Source organism: Amycolatopsis sp. Poz14, from assembly GCF_006704225.1.
Taxonomy (GTDB): domain Bacteria; phylum Actinomycetota; class Actinomycetes; order Mycobacteriales; family Pseudonocardiaceae; genus Amycolatopsis; species Amycolatopsis nivea.
Window position 1 is genome coordinate 680,406 of record NZ_JACLHD010000001.1, and the last position, 20,727, is coordinate 701,132.

A 20,727-nucleotide genomic window follows, 5' to 3' on the forward strand; every position below is an offset into this window, starting at 1 on the left:
AACGGTCGCCCGGGTACTCTGGCTCTCCGTGTCCGTGTCCGGCGGCGTCCGCGGTGGCGGCGCCATTTTCGTGGTGGGATTCGAGTGAACAACCTGGTCGCCCAGCAGAACGCGGTGACGGAACTGATGCGAGTGTCCCCGTTGGCCGACGAGCTGGCCGAGCGCTTCGCCCGCGCCGGCCACAGCTTGTACCTGGTCGGTGGCAGCGTGCGCGACGCGCTGCTCGGCAGGCTGTCCAACGACCTCGACTTCACCACCGACGCGCGCCCGGACCGGGTGCTGCAGATCGTGAGCGAATGGGGCGACGCGGTCTGGGACGTCGGCATCGCGTTCGGCACCGTCGGCGTCACCAAGAACGGCACGACGCTGGAGATCACCACGTTCCGCGCGGACAGCTACGACCGCGTCGGCCGCAACCCCGAGGTCACCTTCGGCGACACCATCGAGGGTGACCTGCTCCGCCGCGACTTCACCGTCAACGCGATGGCGATCGACCTGGTCGGGAAGACGTTCATCGACCCGCACGACGGCATGGACGCGCTCCGGCTGAAGGTGCTCGACACCCCGGCGCTGCCGCAGGAGTCGTTCGCCGACGACCCGCTGCGGATGATGCGCGCGGCCCGGTTCTCCGCGCAGCTCGGCTTCACCGCGTCGCCGCGCGTGGTCGAGGCGATGACGTCGATGGCCGAGGAGATCGACCGGATCACCGCCGAGCGGGTCCAGACCGAGCTGTCGAAGCTGATGCTGGCCCCCGACCCGCGGCCGGGCCTTGAGCTGCTGGTCGACACCGGGCTGGCCGACCGGGTGCTGCCCGAACTGCCCGGCATGCGGCTGGCGATCGACGAGCACCACCAGCACAAGGACGTCTACCAGCATTCGCTGACCGTCCTCGCGCAGGCGATCGAGCTGGAGAAAACGCACGAACCGACCAGCGAGCCGGACCTCGTGCTGCGGCTGGCCGCGCTGCTGCACGACATCGGCAAACCGGCCACCCGCGAGTTCACCCAGGGCGGCGGCGTGAGCTTTCACCACCACGAGGTGGTCGGTGCGCGGATGGCCCGCAAACGTTTGCGGGCGCTGAAGTACTCGAAGGAGATCATCGAGCAGGTCTCCCAGCTCGTGTTCCTCCACCTGCGGTTTCACGGGTACGGCGGCGGCGAGTGGACCGATTCGGCGGTCCGCCGCTACGTCACCGACGCCGGCGACCTGCTGACCCGGCTGCACAAGCTCGTCCGCGCCGATTCGACCACGCGCAACAAGCGCAAGGCGGCCGCTCTGCAGGCGACCTACGACGATCTCGAGGCCCGCATCGCGCGGATCAAGGAGCAGGAGGACCTCGACCGGGTCCGGCCGGACCTCGACGGCAACGAGATCATGCGGCTGCTCGGCCTCCCGCCGGGCCCGCAGGTCGGGCAGGCCTGGAAGTTCCTCAAGGAACTGCGGCTGGACCGCGGTCCGCTGGAACACGACGAGGCGGTCGCCGAGCTGAAGAAGTGGGCGGCGGCCGAGGGCCTCGGTTCGGGCGAGTAGACCCAAGAAATGAATTCGGGATCGCGGGTTCGCCACGATCCCCCTTTGGCCTCTGGATCATCGCCGGGCCAGCCGAGATACTCCCTGTCTCGAACCGAACCGGGGGGATCGATGACGCGGCAGCAGGACGGGGACCGGCGCGGAGCCAGCTTTCTCGTCATGCTGCTGCGGCGCGGCACGCCCGCGCTGGCCACGGCGACGACCGGGCTGACCGACGAGATCGGCGATCCGACCCCGGTGCGCGCGTTGCAGCGGATCTCGCGGATGGCCGGTCCGGTCGACGAGCGGCAGCGCGACGGGCTGCTCCTGCGTGCGGCTCGGTACGTGGTGCTGGTTCCGCTGGTCTACCGGCTGCTGATGGTGCCCGCGACGTTCGGGTCGTACGCGGTCAGGCACGGGTCGGCCGGGCTGGCGTCGGTCGCGATCGTCGCGGTGTGCTCGGTGGCGCTGAGCGCGTTCGGCCTGTTCTGGATGATGCGCCGAGCCCCGTTCCGCAGTGATCTCGCGGGCCGGTTGCTGCTGATCGACCTCGTCGCCACGCTCGCGTTCGAGCTGTTCATCGGCGCGACGGTGTCGCCCGCGGTCTTCCACGACGCGGTCGGAGTCGCGGACAAACACCTGCTCGGCAGCGTCGCCCTGCTCACCCTCGCCGTCGGCATCCCGTCCGGGATCGGGCTGGCGGCGCTCAGCCTGCCGGTGCGGCTGCTGTCGGACCTGCTCAACCACGGCACGTTCGATTTCGCGCAGGCCGTGTCGCTGTACCCGACGATGTTCGGCGTCCTGTTCACCGCGGTCGGCGCGCTGATCCTGCTCGGCCTCGGGATCCGGCTGGCGCTGGCGTACGGGATTCGCAACGGACGGCTCGCCGAACGCGCGCGGCAGCACCGGATGCTGCACGACACGGTGCTGCAGACGCTGGAAGCGATCGCGCTCGGCGGTCCGGGCGATTCGGATCAGCGGCTGGTCGAGGTGCAGCGGCTGGCCCGGGCGCAGGCGATCGAACTGCGGCAGACGATCGAGACCGCCGCCGCGCAGCGGGCCGAGGAGGGCGCGCGTCCGCTCGGCGAGAAGCTCGCGGCGCTGGCCGCGGAGATGGCGCGGGACGGGCTGCGCGCGCAGCTGGTGATCGCCGAGCTGGACGACGACACGCTGTCCGAGGTCCGGCAGATCGCGATCCGCGACGCGGTGCGGGAAGCCATGCGCAACACGATGAAGCACGCGGAGACGGACAAGGTCGTGGTACGCGTGGAGGAACGCAATGGCGGGATCGCGGTGATCACGCGGGATCACGGCACCGGGTTCAGTCCGGCGGACCGGCCGGCCGGGTTCGGCATCAGCGAGTCGATCACCGCGCGGTTGTCCGAGGTCGGCGGGACCTCGCTGGTCGAATCGAGTCCGGGGAGCGGAACGAGGGTGACGTTGTGGGTGCCGCTGTGAGCGGGGTGGCGGGTGCGCTGGCGGCGTACCGGGACGGCGAGGTCGAGCGAGCGGGTGCGCTTGCTGTTGAGGCTGGAACGCCGTTGGGCGCCGAGTTGGCGAGGTATCTGGCGGCTGGTTCGAGCGGTCCGGTGTACGACCAGCCCGCCGCGTTCACGGCGTTCATCCGCGGTGGCGGCAACGTCGAGTTGTACCGGCGGTTGAGCGAAGAACTGGCCGCGCGGTACGACGTCTGGCGTCCGGCCGCGTTGCTGGACCTCGGGTGCGGCGACGGGTTGGCGATCGAGCCGGCGTTGGCGCGGGCCTCGTTCCGGCCGGAGCGGATCGACCTGGTGGAGCCGTCGGAGGCGCTGCTCGCGGACGTCGAAGTGCCTGGTGCGCGCCGGTTTTCGTTGACCGCGCAGGACTTTCTCGCCGCGGATGGTTCCATGTGGAACCTCACGCAGTCGACGTTCGCGCTGCAGTCGATCGAGCCCTCCGTCCGCGCTGAGGTGCTGAGTGCGTTGCGAGCGCGGACGGAACGCTTGGTGCTCGCCGAATTCGACGTGCCGGACACTGCTGACCTGGAGTCGCTCGCGCGTAGGTACGAACGCGGCGTCGCCGAATACGGCGAGCAGGCTTCCCTGGTGGCACAAGGATTTCTGCTGCCGGTGCTCCTCGGCGTTGCCGCCGGGACGGCACGGACGAACTGGGAACATCCGGCCGCGCAGTGGACCCGGCAGCTCGAGGCCGCCGGGTTCGCCGACGTGACGGTGGAACCGCTCGCGGACTACTGGTGGTCGCCCGCCGTGCTGATCACGGCTTCACAGCCGGGATAGCGCGCCCTGCTCGAGGTGCTGCGCGATCGGGCGCGGCAGCAGGTACGCGGTGGCCCCGCCGGGCTGTTGCGCCCACGGCGCGGTAACGCCGGTCAGCACCCGGATCGTGCGCTGCACGCGGTACTCGTGCCGGTCGCGTTCGCGGTCCGGCGTCAGCGAGGTTTCCAGGAACCGCACCGAATTCGCGTGCACCAGGTTCCCGGTCTCGGGGCCGAAGCGGACCACCGTGGTCCCGGCGGGCAGCACGACGATCCGCTTGCCGCGGAAGAACGACAACGGCGGCTCGCCGCGCATCGGCAGGATCGGCCAGTCCGCGGGCTGATCGGATTCGTCCGGGGCCTGCGGCGGCAGCATCAGCAGCGTGCCGAGGAGGAACCGGGCCGCGTCGGCGAGGTTGGCGAACGCGACCGGCTCCGCTGCGGGCGGACGCGACACCTCCCAGCCGTTTTCCGCGCGGCGCAACGTCCACACGCCTTCGGCGGGCACCTCGTTCGCACCGATCCGGTACGCCGACGACGGCACGCCGTGTTCGACGAGCCGCTGCTGCAACAGGGCCAACGTTTCGGCACTGCGCAGGCCAAGGGTCGGCTCGCCGCGGACCGCGCGGGCGAGCGAGCTGTCGTCCGGGATGTCGGCCTCGGTACGGCCCGGGCGCGGTTTGCCGAGCACGTCGGCTTCGGCGGTCGCGCGCACCAGGTCACGCACGATCGGCGGGCGGAACCCGGCGGCGCGGATGTGCTCGACCAGCTCCGGCTCCGGCGGAACACCGTATTTGCGCAGGTAGTGCGGTACGGCGGCGGGCCAGATCCAGGTGCCGTCGGTGTGGAAGGCCTGCGGCACGTCCGGCGGCGCGCCGGGCGCGAAGATGTCCGGCTGCGGCACCGGCCGGTGCAGCACGACGGGCGAGCGGAACAGGTAGTCGAGGACGCCGCGGACCTGGTCCGGCGGCACCGGCGGGCGGTTCACCACGGGGCGCTCGCCCTCGTTGTGCGCGTCGACCGGCCGCGCCTGGCGGAACCCGACGGTCAGCGGCAGCCCGGCTTTCGCGCCGAGCCAGTCCGGCAGGTGCTTGTCCGGGCGTGGGAAACGGGTCAGCTCCACGAGGTAGGACTCGCGGGCGGGCTCGCCGCCGTCGTTGGGCGGCAGCCGCCAGTCCGGCTCCTGGTCGGCGTCGAAGTCGAAATCGAACTGCGAATCGGCGTCGAGCGTGAAGGTGCCTTGGAACCAGGTGCCGGTCTCCGGCTGGTACATCGCGGCGCGCAGCTGGGAGAACAGCGTGCTCAGCTGCGGCGTGCCGGGCAGCGCCACCGAAACCGGGCCGTTCTCGTCGCCGACCGCGCGGACCTCCAGCTCGGAGTAGTCGCCGACCTGCCGGAACTGCGCCGCCACCCGCGTCCACCCGCCGGGCACCTGGCGCAGCGTGCGGCCGATCCCCCGCAGGATCCGGGTTTGGTCGCCGCCCTCGGTCTCGGCCTTCGGCTCGCCGTAGTCGTGCCGGGTCAGCCAGAGCCCGGTGAGCTGCTTGCCCGGGACGGTCACCGAGAAATCGGTGAGCCCGAGCTGCGCGGCGCGCACCGGATCGTGCCGCGTCCAGCGCAGGGTCAGGTTCGGCTGGTCGCCTGGCGCGACCTCGAACAGTTCGTCGTCGTATTCGACGTAGGTGCGCAGATCGAACGTCGCGGGCACCTCGTTCGCGAGCACGACCCGCGCCGGCTTCCCCTCGTGCTCACGGTCGAACCCTTCGGGCGCTTCCTCGTCGCCGACGACGGTCAGCAGCAGCGTTCCGTCGGTGGTCGAGCGTTGTGCCGCGAAAGTGCGATCGTCGAGCGTCGCGTACAGGCCGTCTGGGCGTTCTCCCGATTCCACCCGGTACCGCACGTCTGGTTCCTCCCCGAAGTCCCCCGTGTAGCCGCAACGAACCTATCTGACCGTGTCACGACCCGACCATCGGTCACCGGAGACGGGAGAATATGCGCCCACAAATACCTGCTCGGGTGACCGATCAGTGCCGTGGGTAGCGCTGCACCCAGGCGTCGCCGAGTGCGTTCCGCGCCGAATGGCGGTCGAAATGCCACAGCGCGTCGGTCGCCACCTGTTCGATCAGGTGATGCAGCTCAAGCTGTTCGACCCACTTCCGGGGCAGCCCGGGAACGCCTACCCGAGCGCCAAGCAGCGCACCGGTCAACGCGCCGGTGAGCGCGCTGCGGCCGGAGTGGTTCACCGCGCGCAGCATGGCCTGTTCCGGGTAGTTCTCGAAGCCGGACAGCGCGGCGAACGAGCGGCCGAGGACGGACAGAGTGCTGTGTCCATCGCCGATCAGCTCCGGCATCCGCAGGTCCGGCAGGCCGTGCTCGCCGAAGAACGGCACCGCCTCGGCCACCAGGTCGCGCACCGGCCCCCACTCCGGGCCGTCGTGTTCCTCGAGGACCTCGCGGGACAGATTCCACACCGGATAGCTGAACGAATCCTTCGTGAGCGCCTTCTCGAACACCCACGCCAGGTAGGTCGCGGCGGCCACGTCGTCCGGCTGGTGCGTCACGCCGGCGAGATCGCGCACGACCTGGCCGATGCCGCCGCTGAACCCGGTGCCCGGACCCGCCGCGGTCAGCACCGCGGGCAGCGCGCCGAGCAGCGCGGCCGGGCCCGACATCGGCGCGGCTTGCGGATCGCCGGTGACCAGCGCGTGGTACGCGTTGAGCTCGGCGTCGTCGATCGCGCGGCGGGCGTGCAGTTCAGGCACCTTGACGAGGAAACCGTCGGCGTTCTGGATCGCCGCGCCCTGCGTGTGCAGCCAGCGGCCCAGCGCGCCGCGGACCACGCCGGGGAACAGCTTTTCGACGTCGCGCGATTCCGGCTGTTCGCGGTGCGGGCTGCGGATCACGGCCTCGGTCAGGAACAGCAGCCGTTGCGTCATCGAGCCGATCCGGCCCGGCTGGTCGAACGCGAGCGGCAGGTCGCGGACGCCGTCCGGACCGTAGGTCGAGACGATCTCGTCCAGCCGCATCCGGTCGACGGCCGAGCCGAGCGCCTCGCCCAGCGCGAAGCCGACCCACGCGCCGACGACCCGCTGCCAGCCGTAACGGAAGTTCTCCAGGCTGATCTCGGGGTATTTGCCGAAGGTGTCGAGCTTCGGGACGATCCGGCCGTCGTTGTCCCAGGACGGCACGAGACCGTTGGCGCGCAGGTCGTTCGGCCGCGAGCGGCTCGGCTCCGGCTGTTCGAACCGGCGCAGCCACGACCGGCCGAGGACGGTCTTGCGGCATTCGTCGGCGGTTAGCTCGAACCCGTGCCGCCGTGCGCGTTCCGCGGCCGCCTTCGGGATGTCGACCGGCTTCTCCAGCCCGATCCTGGCGGCCGTTTCGACGGCGAACTTCTCCAGGTCTTCTTCGATCTCCGGGCAGCGGCCGTTCTCGTCCACCCGCGGTTCCTGGCGGGGAAACCGCTTCGCGATTGTGGTCAACTCGGCGCCGGCGACGTCCTCGAAGGTCGCCGGACCGCCGTTGATCACCAGGTTCGGCGGGTGTTCGAACTCGGCCAATGTCGCCAAGTCGACTCGCCACCAGGCGTGCTCGCGGGCAGGCAGATGCCGGGTCGAGCTGAAGACGCGGAGCTCGTTGCGTTCCTCGGAGAAGTAGAACCGGTCGGTCGCGCCGGTTTTGAGGTCGAACGGAACGAAGACTTCGCAGCGCAGCAGGCCGATCAGCAGCTGCTCGCGCGAGAGCCAGCCGACGCTCGCGAACGCGAGGAGGGTTTCCAGCGGATTTTCCGGCTTCGGGTAGCCGCGGCGGATCGGACCGGCCTTGTACTCGGGGTTTTCGCGTTCGTCACCGGTCTGGTGCCCGTCGTTGTCGACCTTCACCCAGCCGGCGACCGCGGGCAGCGGCACGCCGAGCTCGCCCAGCCCGGCCTTCGCGTACTCCGGGTCGACGACCTCGCGCCAGCTCTCCTGTCCCGGATAAGCGACCGGGGTGCTGAGCCCGCCCGGATGCGGATGCGCCTGGCGCAGTTCGCCGTCCGGCTCGCGCACGAGCACCGACGGGGCGGGGAACAGCTCTTTGTCCGGACGGCCGTCGTCGAGGAACGCGACAGTGTTGTAGGGGATCGACCAGCCTTCGGGGACCCGCAGCACGCGGTCGTGGTCGACCCGGAGGCCGCCCGGCCCGGAGACCTCGGGGCCGTGCACGGCGCGCAACCACTTCCCGACCTTCTCCACCGCTTCCGCCGCTTCCACCTACTCGATCCTCTCCAGGCTTCCGTCGGACTCGTGCTCCGCGATCGGCTTGGGCAAGACGTACGCCACCGCGCCGCCGGGAAGGTTCGCCCAGGGCACCGTCACCCCGGTGATCACGTGGAGTGATCTTCGGAGGCGAAAAGTGCTGGTCATGCGCTCCCGTTCGAGTGGCAGGGACGTCGTCGCGAACCGTACCGCCTGGTGGTGGACCAGGTTGCCGGGTTCTTCGCCGAATCGCAGAACGACGGTACCTTCCGCCAACCGAGTGAGTCTCTTGTTCCGCAGCAGCGTGAGGGGAGGGTCACCCGGCACGGGCTGGACCGGCCAGTCGGCGACCTCCCGCGCCGTTTCCAGCGGGGTTTCGCGGCCGCCGGTCGCGCGGGCGGGATGCAGCAGGAGTGCGCCGAGCAGGTGGTGCGCGGCGTCTTCGAGGCGGGCGAAAACCTGCTCCCGACCGTCCGGCGCGACGACCGCCCACCCGGCTTTGACCTGGTAGAGGCTCCATTTCCCGGCTTCCCGCCCGCCGAGGCAGCGGACGTCGGCCCACACGCCGAACGAGTCGAGCCGGTGTTCGAGGTGGGTCAGGAGTTCGGCGTCGGACAGGACCGGGTCCGGGTTGGTTTCCCGTTCCGCGGCAACGTCGCCCGCGGTCCGCTGGAGGTCGTCCGGCGTGGGTCGCGGACGGGGTTTCCCGGCCAGGTCGGCTTCCGCTGTTCGGCGCACCAGATGGTCGACGTACGGCGGGTGAAAGCCCAGGTCACGGATGTGCTGGAGCAGTTCGGGCTCGGGAGCTGTGCCGTGTTCTCTCAAGCGCTCGGCCACCTCGACCGGCCAAATCCAGGTGCCGTCAGTGCGGTGCCTCTCTCCGACCGCGGCCTCGCGTTCGAGGTACCGCAGCACGAGCGGCAGCTCTTCCTGCGACAACGGTTCGCCGGTTCCGGCGGTGGCATGCCGGAAGACGACTCCGAGCGGGAGCCCGACGTGCAGCCGCCACCAGTCGGGAAGGTGCTCGTCGTCGCGGGGAAAGGTGGTGAGTTCGGCGAGGTAGGCGGACGAATCGGGTGGCGTCGTCCATGGGGGCTCGTCGTCGGTGAAGTAGTCGAAGTCGAACGCGCCGTCCGGGGTGAGCACGTAGCGCGCCTGAACCCAGGTGCCGCGGCCCGCTTGGTACATCTCGGCGCGCAAGTCGGTGAGCCGCTGGACCATCTCGGTAGTGGCGACGGTGTTGCGGGCCTGCACCTCGTAATGGTCGCCGAGCTGGGCGAATCCGATGCCGGCCAGCGCGTCCGGATCGGCCCGGTGCGCCTTGATCAGCCGACCGATCTCGACGAGCACCTGCTGACCGGTACCCGTTGGTTCCACGTGAATCATTGCGTCCGGAGCGGACGACATCAGGACCCGCGACGGCGGTTCTGCGGAACGGTTCCGCGCGGACGGACACGACGCGGGGTCGGCCGCGGGGCGGGCATCGAGGAGCTGTGCTGCGGTTCGGGTGCGTCGGCCAGGTGCTGCACGAGAGCCTGGACGGTCGACGCGAGCTGCGCGGGAGTCGTCCGCTCGAAGGCGTCCGGGGCGAACTCAAGCCTGCCGAGCGTGCCGGCCGGTCCCGCGGTCGCGCGGACGAGCCCGTCGGGCGAGGTCAGGACAGCCGGCGCGGCGTCGAGACGGGCACGGTCGTCGCCGATGGTGCTCACGGTGGCCCCCCGTGTCGGTTGCGCGTGCCGAGATTAACTCGACCGGGTCACAAGTCACCCTAATGCCCAACGGTGAGTTACTACCCCCGTTTGGGTTCAACGGTTTGCGGCAGCGAATCGCCGCGCCGCCGACGGGCCAGCAGGTATCCGACCCCGCCCAGCAGATAGAGCGCGGTCGCGACCACCATGAGCTCGGGCGAGTACCCGTTGTCCTTGACGAAGAGCGCCGCGAGCGAAACCGCCACCACCTGGGTGATGTTGAACAGCGTGTCGTACAGCGCGAAGACCCGCCCGCGAGCCTCGTCCGCGACATCCAGCTGCACCGACGAGTCGACGGACAGCTTCACGACCTGCCCGGTCCCCATGATCAGGAACGACGCGATCAACGCCAACGGCAACAACATCGGCAACCCGAACGCGGCCTGCGCGACCGCCGAAACGAGCAGTGACCCGAGCACCGCCCACGTCCGCCCGAGCGACCGAATCAGCCGCGCCGTCACCAGCCCCGCGACGAGAATTCCCGCCCCCGCGCAAGCGACCATCTGGCCGAGCCCGGGCAGTCCCGAGCGAAAGATCCCGTCGTCAGCGAAGTAATTGCGCATCAGCAACACGCTGAGCAGCAACGAAATCCCATACGCCGCGCGATGCGCGAACAACGCGACAAACCCAGCCGTAACCCGAGGCGCCCGCCACGCATGTCGAGCCCCATCAGCCAGCCCGCGCGCGACCGCCACCACCGGATTAGTCGGCTCGTCAACCACAGTCGGCCCGAGCACACCCTTCGCGAACCGATGCGCGAGCACGGCGGACACCAACGCCCCGACCGCAGCAAACGCAGTGGTCTCCGCCGACCCGACATCCCCGGCCCCGAACACCGTCCGCAACCCGATCGCACACCCGCCACCGACGACCGCGATCGCCGACCCGAGCGTCGCCGCGACCGCATTAGCCGAAACCACCGCCGACGGCTCCACTACATGCGGCAACGCAGCAGACAACCCAGACCCGATAAACCGGCTGATCCCCTCCGCAAGCAACGCGAGCGAAAACAACCCGATCCCGCCGACCCCAGCCCCCACCGCAACAACGGACGCCAAGATCGCCACGGCCCGCACCAGATTGGCGAACACCAGCACCCGCCGCCGGTCCCACCGATCGAGCAACGCCCCAGCAAACGGCCCCACCAGCGAATACGGCAGCAGCAGAGCAGCGAACCCCTCCGCAATGGCCAACGGATCAGCCGCCCGCTCCGGATTGAACAGGACGGCCCCAGCCAGCCCAGCCCGAAAGACCCCGTCCCCCCACTGAGCCGCGAACCGCGTAAACAACAACCGCCGAAACAACGGCTCCCGAACGACCCACTCCCCCACCCGCACCACACAACCCTACTGACCACCCCCGACAACCCAAGAACCCCAAAAAACGACAAATCGGCAGCCAAGCACGCCGGGCTGGCTGTGGGCAGATCGCGCCGCGTCGCCCCTGGCGAACGAACGAGCCCAACCGGCAGCGCCCCCGAAGCAGCAACGCCCAACCCAACCCGCTCGGCCCAAGCCGCTGAACGGCGAGCTAACGCCACCCCGAGGCAACAAAGGCCCACCCACGCCCGCCGAGCCAGATCGCGAGGCGGCAAGTTGACCCGGCAAGCCTGCAGCGGCCCGAGGCAACAAAGCCCACCCACATCCGTCCAAGTCGAGGCGGAGCCACGGACCGAGCCACGGCATCTCACCACCGGGAAAGCCGCCGCACCCGAGCCAGCTCGCGGACAGTGAACGGTCCCGCCCAGCCAACAACGCCCCGGAAGCAACAAACCCCACCAGCACCGGTTGCCAAAACAAAGGGGGCTCCGCCCCCGCCCACCCCGAAAACCGCACCGAAGGCACCGCGGGGGTCCGGGGGGCTCGGCCCCCCGGGTACACGGCGCCGGTGGAAGGGGAAGGTGCGAAGCACCGAACAGGACTCGAGAACACCGGCGCACTCGTTTCGCCTCTCGGCGGCTTGGCGCAGTGTGGCTCCGGCCGGACCGGTATTCCACAAAGGCGGTTCTTCAGTGAGCCCGGGGGACACGAGTGCGCCGGCTCATTGTTCTCAACGGGGCGGGTGGTGCTGGTGTTCCCGTGCCGGGAGGATTTCCCTCGGCGGGTGATGGGATCATGGGTGGCGTGCCAGCGGACGCCGAGGTTGAACCGGGAACGCTCCTGGTCGCCGCACCCACGATGTTCGACCCGAACTTCAAGCGGACAGTGGTGTTCGTGATCGATCATCGGGCGGAGGGCACGCTCGGGGTGGTCTTGAACCGGCCGTCCGATGTTCCGGTGAATGACGTCCTGCCGGGGTGGGGCGCGCATGTCGCGGAGCCGCAGTCGGTGTTCGTCGGCGGGCCGGTCGACAAGAAGACCGCGCTTTGTCTCGCCGCGTTGCGGACTGGGGAGACCGCTTCCAGCGTTCCGGGCGTGGTTGCCGTGCGCGGGCCGGTCGCGCTGGTCGATCTGGACAGCGATCCCGAGGTGCTCGTGCCGAAGGTGCGGGGCGTGCGCGTGTTCGCGGGCTATGCCGGGTGGGATTCAGGGCAGCTCGCGGGCGAGATCGAACGCGAGGACTGGGTGATCGTCCCCGCGTTGCCGAGCGACATTCTCGCTCCGCCCAGCCGTGACCTGTGGGGTCAGGTGCTGCGCCGCCAGGGGGTGCCGCTCGCGTTGCTGGCCACCCATCCTGGCGATTTGCAGCGGAACTAGGCCTCGCTGGACTTCTGCAGGACTCCGCAGCCGCCGGCGCCGCACGCGCAGCCGCTGCAGCCGGCCGGGGCCGGCGACGGGGCGGGCACGGTCAGGGCCGCTCGCGCGCCCATCCGGGCTCCGGCGACGACCATCACCAGCAGGCCGAGCAGTCCGACGATCGCGGCGGCGACCAGGCCCGCGGTGGCGGGGATCGCGAGACCGGCGAGTCCGCAGACGACCGCGGCCGCGCCTCCGGCCAGGGTCGGGATGCCGGCCACCCGGTTGGCGAGCTTGAACGCCTCTTCGCTGCGCATCGAGGCTTCGGTCCGGACTCCGGCCCCGCTCGCCCTGCTCAGCCGTCCGCGCACGCCGAGGAAGCCACCCCAGCCGACGACGACACCAAGGACGATCGGAACGAGCGCGATAGCGAACACCCTCTGAGGATAAGCGTGACCTCGCGGCCATGTCCCGGATACCCTCGTCGGCTGTGCTACGGGCCATGTCTTCGTCCACGCGACACCGGCTGCTGGCTGCCGCCGGGATCGTCACCCTGTCCCTGCTCGTCTCCGGAACCGGGACCGCCGCTGCTGCCGCGCAGCGGCCCGTCCGGCTGCTCGGCGAGCAGCGTGTGCCGCACAACCTGCAGTTCCAGGGCACCACGGTCGGCGGATTGTCGTCCGTCGACTTCGATCCGCGCACCGGCGGTTACGCCTTCATCAGCGATGACCGGTCCGCGATCAACCCGGCCCGTTTCTACACCGCGAAGTTCGACGTCGGCGCCAACGGTGTGGGTCCGGTCACCTTCACCGGCACGCATCCGCTGCTGCGCCCGGACGGCACGCCGTATCCGCCGCTCGCGAAGAACGACCCGGCCGCTCCCCAGAACGAGCAGACGATCGACCCCGAAGAACTGCGCGTCGACCCGTGGACCGGGCACTACGTCTGGTCGCAGGAAGGCGATCGGCTCGCCGACCAGCACCTGATCCAGCCCTCGATCCGCGAAGCCACCCGCGACGGGCACTACGTCCGCGACCTGCCGTTGCCCGCCAACGAGCGGATGACGCCGGATGCCGGTCCGCGCCGCAATTACGTTCTCGAAGGGCTCGCCTACACCGGGTTCGGCACGCTGCTGGCCAGCGAGGTCGAGGCCCCGCTGCTGCAGGACGGGCCGCCGCCCACGCCGACGTCGGGTGCGTTGTCGCGGATCACCCTGCAGAGCCGCTTCGGGCCCGTGCTCGCGCAGTACGCGTACCCGCAGGAGAAGCTTTTCGCCGAGCCCAAGCCCGCCACCGGGTTCGCCGATACCGGAGTTTCCTCGATGCTCGCGGTGAACCAGGCCGACCCGACGAAGTTCCTGATGATGGAACGGTCCTTCGTCACCGGCGTCGGCAACAAGGTGCGCATCTTCGAGATCGACACCACTGGCGCGACGAACGTTCTCCACACCCCGTCCCTCACCGCCGCGAAGCACGTCAAGCCGGTCAAGAAGAAGCTGCTCGCCGACCTCTCCGACCTGCCGCTCTCCACTGTGGACAACATCGAGGGGATGGCCTGGGGCCCGGCGCTGCCGTCCGGGGAACGCACCCTCGTGCTCGTGAGCGACAACAACTTCTCCGCGTCGCAAGTCACCCAGGTCGTCGCTTTGGCGGTCCCGTCGGAACGGCTTTGACCAGCGCGTTACGATGAGTGCATGAACACGGCTCGGCTGCTCCTTGGCCTGCCGCGCTGACCTGGTCCGATGACCGGCTCGGCGCGGCGACCCCTCATGCCTTCTGGCTTGGGGGGTCGAGTTGTTTCTGGGAGTGGCTCGACACGGAGGAAGACGGCGATGACAGGGTCTGACGAGGCCACCGGGGCCGCGGCGAAGAGTGCCGCGGACGCTGAGCACGCCCCGCCGTTCCGCTACACCGCGGAGCTGGCCGGGCAGATCGAGCAGCGCTGGCAGGACCACTGGTCCGACCACGGCACCTACCACGCGCCGAACCCGGTCGGCCCGCTCGCGGAAGCGGGCGAGCCGGTGCCCTCGGACAAGCTGTTCGTGCAGGACATGTTCCCGTACCCGTCCGGTTCCGGCCTGCACGTCGGGCACCCGCTGGGCTACATCGGCACCGACGTCTACGCGCGGTACCACCGGATGATCGGCCGGAACGTGCTGCACACGCTGGGCTACGACGCGTTCGGCCTGCCCGCCGAGCAGTACGCGGTGCAGACCGGCACGCATCCGCGCACCACGACCGAGCAGAACATCGCCACGATGCGCCGCCAGCTGAAGCGGCTGGGGCTGGGCCACGACGAGCGCCGCTCGATCGAGACGATCGACCCGGACTACTACAAGTGGACCCAGTGGATCTTCCTGCAGATCTTCAACTCCTACTACGACGAGGACGCCCGCAAGGCGCGGCCGATCGAGGAGCTGGAGAAGGCGTACGCGGCGGGTGAGCGCACGACGCCGGACAGCCGTCCGTGGGCCGAGCTGAGCACCGTCGAGCAGCGCAAGATCATCGACGACCACCGGCTGGTCTACATCTCCGAGGCTCCGGTGAACTGGGCCCCCGGCCTGGGCACCGTCGTCGCGAACGAGGAGGTGACCGCGGACGGCCGCAGCGACCGCGGCAACTTCCCGGTGTTCCGCAAGAGCCTGCGCCAGTGGATGATGCGGATCACCGCGTACGCCGACCGCCTGGTCGACGACCTGGAGCTGCTGGACTGGCCGGAGAAGGTCAAGTCCATGCAGCGCAACTGGGTCGGCCGGTCGCAGGGCGCGCGGGTCTCGTTCGCCGCGGGCGGCGAGAAGATCGAGGTCTTCACCACCCGTCCGGACACCCTGTTCGGCGCCACCTACATGGTGATCGCGCCGGAGCACCCGCTGGTCGAGAAGCTGACCGCGGCGCAGTGGCCGGGCGAGCACCCGGAAAGCTGGACCGGCGGCGCGAAGACGCCCGCCGAGGCCGTCGCCGCGTACCGGGCCGCCGCCTCCCGCAAGTCCGATCTGGACCGCCAGGAGAACAAGGAGAAGACCGGCGTCTTCACCGGCACCTACGCGGTGAACCCGGTCAACGACAAGGAAATCCCGGTCTTCGTCGGCGACTACGTGCTGATGGGCTACGGCACCGGCGCGATCATGGCGGTGCCGGCACAGGACCAGCGCGACTACGACTTCGCGAAGAAGTTCGAGCTGGAGATCGTCCGCACGGTCGACCCCGGCGAGGGCTTCGAGGGCGAGGCGTTCACCGGCGACGGGCCGGCGATCAACTCCGCCAACGAAACCGTCGACCTGAACGGCATGGGCGTCGCCGACGCCAAGAAGACGATCATCGCCTGGCTGGAGGACCGCGGCGCGGGCGAGGGCACCGTGCAGTACAAGCTGCGTGACTGGCTGTTCGCCCGCCAGCGTTACTGGGGCGAGCCGTTCCCGATCGTCTACGACGAGAACAACCTGCCGATCGCGCTGCCCGAGGACCAGCTGCCGGTCGTGCTGCCGGAGGTCGACGACTACTCGCCGAAGACCTTCGACCCGGACGACGCCGACTCCGAGCCGTCGCCGCCGCTGTCGCGTGCGAAGGACTGGGTCGAGGTCACCCTGGATCTGGGCGACGGGCCGAAGAAGTACCGCCGCGACACGAACGTCATGCCGCAGTGGGCCGGTTCCTGCTGGTACCAGCTGCGTTACGTCGACCCGGCGAGCCAGGACGTGTTCTGCGCGCCGGAGAACGAGGCGTACTGGCTGGGCCCGCGCCCGGCCGAGCACGGCGTGGACGACCCGGGCGGCGTCGATCTGTACGTCGGCGGCGTCGAGCACGCGGTGCTGCACCTGCTGTACTCCCGCTTCTGGCACAAGGTGCTGTACGACCTGGGCCACGTGTCCTCGAAGGAGCCGTACCGCCGCCTGTTCAACCAGGGCTACATCGAGGCGTTCGCCTACACCGACAAGCGCGGCGTGTACGTGCCTGCTGAGGACGTCGTCGAGCGCGACGGCAAGTTCTTCTTCGGCGACGAAGAGGTCAAGCAGGAATACGGCAAGATGGGCAAGAGCCTGAAGAACGCCGTGACGCCGGACGAAATGTCGGACACCTACGGCGCGGACACCTTCCGGCTGTACGAGATGTCGATGGGCCCGCTGGACATGTCGCGGCCGTGGGCGACCAAGGACGTCGTCGGCGCGCACCGGTTCCTGCAGCGGCTGTGGCGGCTGGTGGTCGACGAGCAGACCGGCGAGCTGCGGGTTTCCGCGGACGAGGCGACCGAGGCGGACCGGAAACTGTTGCACCGCACCATCGCCGGGGTCCGCGAGGACTACGCGGAGATGCGGTTCAACACCGCGGGCGCGAAGCTGATCGAGCTGAACAACCACCTGACCAAGGCGTACGGCTCGGCCGCGGCGACCCCGCGCGAACTGGCCGAACCGCTGGTGCTGCTGCTGGCTCCGCTGGCCCCGCACGTGGCCGAGGAGCTGTGGCACCGGATGGGCCACGCCGATTCGCTGGTGCACGGGCCGTTCCCGGTCGTGGACGAGAAGTACCTGGTCGAGGACTCGGTCGAGTACCCGATCCAGGTCAACGGCAAGGTCCGCTCGCGGATCACCGTGGCCGCGGACGCGAAGAACGACGCGGTGCAGGCGACCGCGCTGGCGGACGAGAAGATCGCCGCGCTGGTCGGCGACAAGACGCCGCGCAAGGTGATCGTGGTGCCGGGCCGGCTGGTCAACATCGTGCTGTGAACCGCTGACGCCCGGCTCGGGACCTCGTCCCGGGCCGGGCGTCAGCGGAACTTCAGGAAATCGGCGAGCGCGAATCCCGGCCCGATCGCCCGCTGCGAGAGCGAGACGTCGGTGCGCTCGAGGAGTTTGCGGGCCGCGACGTGGTCTGTCGGCCGGTTGACGGATTCGACCGCGACGAGCTGGCCGCGTCGGAAGCAGTAGGTCGAAAACGCACCTTCTCCGGGCGCGGCGACCGCCTCGTCGTAGCCGGTGAGGTCTCCGGCGATCTGCAGCTTGAGCTGGTGCTGGTCACTCCAGAACCACGGCGACGCCGTGTAGGCGGCCGGGGCTCCGCCTATCGTGCGCGCCACCGTTCGAGCTTGGTCCGTGGCGTTCTGCACCGACTCCCGGCGACGCGTGCGCGAGCCGTTCCGCTCCGCGATCCGGGCGCAGTCCCCGATGGCGAAGACGCTGGGGTCGGAGGTACGCAGGTATCGGTCGGTGATGATGCCGTCGTCCACGGCGAGCCCGGCGGACTCGGCGAGTGCTGTCTCCGGAACGGCGCCGACGCCGACCACGACGAGGTCCGCGGTGATTTCCGTGCCGTCGGCGAGCCGGACCCCGATGGCCTGACCGTCGGGACCGCCGATGATTCGCTGTACTCCGGTACCGGTGCGGACGGTGTTTCCCCAGCCGTGGTGCGCTTTCTCCAGTTGCGCCGCCGTGTGCGCGGAGACCGACCGCGACAGAATCCGCTGCGCTGCTTCGACAATCGTCACCGGAGTGCCGCCGGCCGCCGCGACCGCGGCGAATTCCAGACCGATGAAGCCGCCGCCGATGACGACCGGGCGGCGCGCGGTCTCCATCCGTGCCCGTAACGCGTCGGCGTCCGGCAGGGTCCGCAGCACAAGGACGCCGTCCAGATCATGGCCAGGCACCGGAAGCGGGCGGGGCCGGGCGCCGGTCGCGAGAACGAGCGTGTCGTAGCCGACCGTTTCGCCCGAACGCAGCCGGGCGGTCCGGGCCGATCGGTCGATCGCCACTGCGGGCTGGCCGGTCCGCAGCGTGATCTCCCGCCGCTCGTAGTAGGCGGCCGGGCGGAACGCGACGCGGGCGCGGTCGGCCTTGCCCAGCAGATAGGCCTTGGACAGCGGGGGACGCTGATACGGCAGTCCACAGTGGACGTCAAGCAGGGTGACCGGACCGTCGACGCCGGTGTCGCGCAACGCGGTCGCGGCGGCGAATCCGGCGTGTCCGGCACCGATGACGACCGTCCCGCCGCGGGTCAGCACTGGGTCTCCGGAAGGTAGACGGTGAGTCCGTCGAGGGCTGGGTCCGCGACGAGCTGACAGGCCAGCCTGCTCGTCGCGCGGCGTGGTTCCGCGGTGCCGTCGAGCATCTCGTTCTCGAGTTCGGAAACCGCGGGCATCCGGTCTAAGTCGTTGGCACAGACGAAAACGTGACACGTGGCGCAGGTGGCGTTTCCGCCGCACTCGGCGAGGATCTCGTCGATGCCGTTGTCCACGGCCGCTTCCATCACCGACACTCCCTCGCCGACCTCGATCGGGCGGCGATCCCCGCCGGGACGCACGAAAATCACAGTAGGCACGGCATGCTCCGTTCAGGCTGATTCGGGGGTGAAGACGACCGGCAGATGCTCGATCTCCAGGAGTTTTCCGCCCTGGAGCGTCGAATACGCGATGTCGCCGGAGAGCCGGATGTCCGGCAGCCGCGCGAACAACCGGGTCACGACTTCTTTCAGCTCGGCCCGCGCGAGGTGGCGGCCGAGGCAGAGGTGCGCGCCGAAACCGAACGCGACATGCGGGTTCGGCTTGCGGTCGAGCCGGAAAGCCTCGGGATCCGGGAACCGCCTCGGATCGTGGTTCGCGCTGGCGTAGTTGAGAAACAGCCGCGTCCCCTTCGCGACCGGGGTGTCGCCGATGGCGGTGTCGTTCGTCGCTGTCCTGGCGAAGATGTGCAGCGGAGTGGTGAGCCGCAAGCTCTCCTCCACGAGCGCGGACAGTTTCGCGCCGCCTTCCGCCACGACCTCGCGCAGGCCGGGTTCGGTCAGCACGTGGTGCAGCAGGCCCGCCATCGCCGCGGCGGTGGAATGGTGGCCGCCGAGCAGCAAGGTCATCAGGACGCCGATGATGTCGTCGTCGCCGAGTTCGCGGTCGCCGAGCTTCCCCGACGCGAGCTGCGACAGGTAGTCGTCGCGGGGTTCCCGCCGCCGCTGGTCGAGATGGCCGCGGATGAACGCGTCGAACGCGGATTTGCGCTGGTCGAAGGACGGGGTGCCGATGGACTGGAACGCCGCGATGGCCACCTCGCGCAGCACCCCGCAGTCGGCGGGGGAAAGACCGGCGACCCGGCCGACGACGTGGGCCGGGATCGGCTCGGCGAGCGCGGAGAACAACTCGGCGGTTCCGGTGCCGGCGAAGGCATCGATGTGCCGGTCGACGACCTCGGCCAGGTCCGGGGCGAGGGCACGGATGGCGGCCGGGGTGAGCGGGGCCTGCATCGCGGCGCGCCAGGCCAGGTGCTCGTCGCCGTCGTAGTCGATCGGGGCGAGCCGGGGCAGCCCGCTCGGCGGGATGAACGCGCCGTCGGCGGAGCTGAAATCCGCGGCGCGGTTCGCGGTGGCACGGACCTCTTCGTAGCGAAGGACGTGCAGGTGGCCGCCGTGCCGCGAGTTGTGCGCCACGGGGCACCGCTCGCGCATTTCGGTGTAGGCGTCCCACACCTGGTCTCGGGTGAGCGACCGGTCGAGGTGGTCGTAGTCGGCCGAGTGGCGGGGGTTCGACGGTTCGGTCATGTGACGCTCCATCGGGAGTTCGGGCTTCGTTGCCGCGGTCCGTCATTTTATTTACTGAACGGACTGGTAAATAGTTTTGCCCCGGACGACGCCCGGTGTCAAGACACTCGTGGGTTCAGCTGCTGGAGCGCGCGCCGTCGAGGACGGCCTTGACCACCGAACGGTCCCAGTCTTCGCCCATCTCGACGCCGGCGAGATAGTCGGCGTAGAACGCGCCGATGATCAGCGAGACGGTGCGTTCGACGTCGGTGCCGGGCCGGAATTCCCCGGTCTCGATCGCGTGCCGCACGATCCCGGCGAAAGCGGCACGGCGCGGGTGCAGGGTGCTGGCGCGGACGATGTCGAGGAACTCGCCCGACTGGGCCTCCGCGGTCAGGCAGGTCCCGATGATGCTCATCCCGCCGACCTCGGCATACTGCCTGCGCATCGCGGCGAGGAGGGCGACCAGGTCGTTCTCCGGGTCGCCGGTCGGGGCGGGCAGGTCGCCGATCTGCAGACGGGCGAGTGCGGCGCCGATGAGTTCGGATTTGCTGCGGAACCGCGTGTAGACCGTCACCTTGGAAGTGCCCGCGTCCGAAGCGACCTTGTCCACCGAAGTGCCCTCGACCCCGGCCGAAGCGAGCAGCCGGATCGTCGCGTCGAGGATCGCGGCTTCGATCGCCGGGTCCCTCGGGCGGCCGCGCGAACCGGCGCCGCCTCCCGCGCGGCGTTCTTCGGCCCGCTTCGCCACCTCTGCCGCCATTCGCTCGACGTCTTCTTCGGTGACGGTACCAAGCGGGGCCGGGCCGG

At 69.9% G+C, this 20,727-nt stretch carries 16 protein-coding genes; 6 read left to right on the plus strand and 10 right to left on the minus strand.

Annotated features, from left to right (window positions below):
• The first annotated feature begins 84 nt into the window (after positions 1-84).
• The 3 genes from FKO37_RS03475 (at position 85) to FKO37_RS03485 (ending at position 3,785) form a co-directional block, all read left to right on the plus strand.
• Positions 85-1,530, plus strand: a complete 1,446-nt coding sequence (locus tag FKO37_RS03475) for a CCA tRNA nucleotidyltransferase (protein ID WP_238603709.1) — start codon at positions 85-87, stop codon at positions 1,528-1,530.
• A gap of 111 nt (positions 1,531-1,641) precedes the next feature.
• Entirely contained in the window at positions 1,642-2,967 is a 1,326-nt protein-coding gene (locus tag FKO37_RS03480) for a sensor histidine kinase (protein WP_238603710.1), read from the plus strand.
• Entirely contained in the window at positions 2,952-3,785 is an 834-nt protein-coding gene (locus FKO37_RS03485; protein WP_238603711.1) for a class I SAM-dependent methyltransferase, read from the plus strand. The genes FKO37_RS03480 and FKO37_RS03485 overlap by 16 nt, the downstream gene beginning before the upstream one ends.
• On the opposite strand, the gene FKO37_RS03490 is transcribed toward FKO37_RS03485, so the two are convergent.
• From FKO37_RS03490 to FKO37_RS03510, 5 genes are all read right to left on the minus strand, one after another.
• Positions 3,771-5,663 carry a TNT domain-containing protein gene (locus tag FKO37_RS03490; RefSeq protein ID WP_238603712.1) on the minus strand — a complete coding sequence of 631 codons (1,893 nt, stop codon included), beginning with the start codon at positions 5,661-5,663 and terminating at the stop codon, positions 3,771-3,773. The two genes, FKO37_RS03485 and FKO37_RS03490, sit on opposite strands and share 15 nt — an antisense overlap.
• A 124-nt stretch (positions 5,664-5,787) precedes the next feature.
• Entirely contained in the window at positions 5,788-8,016 is a 2,229-nt protein-coding gene (locus FKO37_RS03495) for an ADP-ribosylglycohydrolase family protein (protein WP_037809113.1), read from the minus strand.
• Positions 8,017-9,387 (minus strand): TNT domain-containing protein, encoded by a 1,371-nt coding sequence (locus FKO37_RS03500; RefSeq protein WP_167756368.1) that lies wholly within the window; start codon positions 9,385-9,387, stop codon positions 8,017-8,019.
• Positions 9,388-9,407: 20 nt separating this feature from the next.
• Positions 9,408-9,710, minus strand: coding sequence for a hypothetical protein (locus tag FKO37_RS03505; protein WP_037809111.1), 303 nt, complete (start codon positions 9,708-9,710; stop codon positions 9,408-9,410).
• 80 nt (positions 9,711-9,790) lie between these two features.
• The gene (locus FKO37_RS03510) at positions 9,791-11,089 is read right to left on the minus strand and encodes an MFS transporter (protein WP_238603713.1); all 1,299 of its coding nucleotides are present in this window, start codon (positions 11,087-11,089) and stop codon (positions 9,791-9,793) included.
• 774 nt (positions 11,090-11,863) lie between these two features.
• Between FKO37_RS03510 and FKO37_RS03515 the strand changes: the two genes are divergently transcribed.
• Positions 11,864-12,445, plus strand: a complete 582-nt coding sequence (locus tag FKO37_RS03515) for a YqgE/AlgH family protein (protein ID WP_037809108.1) — start codon at positions 11,864-11,866, stop codon at positions 12,443-12,445.
• Here the strand turns inward: FKO37_RS03515 and FKO37_RS03520 are convergent.
• Positions 12,442-12,861, minus strand: a complete 420-nt coding sequence (locus tag FKO37_RS03520) for an SdpI family protein (protein WP_037809107.1) — start codon at positions 12,859-12,861, stop codon at positions 12,442-12,444. The genes FKO37_RS03515 and FKO37_RS03520 overlap by 4 nt on opposite strands.
• Positions 12,862-12,926: 65 nt before the next feature.
• Between FKO37_RS03520 and FKO37_RS03525 the strand changes: the two genes are divergently transcribed.
• Positions 12,927-14,096: an esterase-like activity of phytase family protein gene (locus FKO37_RS03525; protein ID WP_238603714.1), complete on the plus strand. Its 1,170-nt coding sequence runs from the start codon at positions 12,927-12,929 to the stop codon at positions 14,094-14,096.
• Between the two features lie 159 nt (positions 14,097-14,255).
• On the plus strand, positions 14,256-17,144 hold the full coding sequence (gene leuS, locus FKO37_RS03530; protein ID WP_238603715.1) for a leucine--tRNA ligase: 2,889 nt from the start codon (positions 14,256-14,258) through the stop codon (positions 17,142-17,144).
• Positions 17,145-17,185: 41 nt separating this feature from the next.
• Here the strand turns inward: leuS and FKO37_RS03535 are convergent, their stop codons facing one another.
• The 4 genes from FKO37_RS03535 to FKO37_RS03550 form a co-directional block, all read right to left on the minus strand.
• Positions 17,186-18,415: an FAD-dependent oxidoreductase gene (locus FKO37_RS03535; protein ID WP_238603716.1), complete on the minus strand. Its 1,230-nt coding sequence runs from the start codon at positions 18,413-18,415 to the stop codon at positions 17,186-17,188.
• Positions 18,409-18,732, minus strand: coding sequence for a 2Fe-2S iron-sulfur cluster-binding protein (locus FKO37_RS03540; protein ID WP_037809101.1), 324 nt, complete (start codon positions 18,730-18,732; stop codon positions 18,409-18,411). The genes FKO37_RS03535 and FKO37_RS03540 overlap by 7 nt, the downstream gene beginning before the upstream one ends.
• 12 nt (positions 18,733-18,744) lie before the next feature.
• Entirely contained in the window at positions 18,745-19,938 is a 1,194-nt protein-coding gene (locus FKO37_RS03545) for a cytochrome P450 (protein WP_238603717.1), read from the minus strand.
• Positions 19,939-20,053: 115 nt separating this feature from the next.
• Entirely contained in the window at positions 20,054-20,680 is a 627-nt protein-coding gene (locus tag FKO37_RS03550; RefSeq protein WP_238603718.1) for a TetR/AcrR family transcriptional regulator, read from the minus strand.
• Between the last annotated feature and the right edge of the window lie 47 nt (positions 20,681-20,727).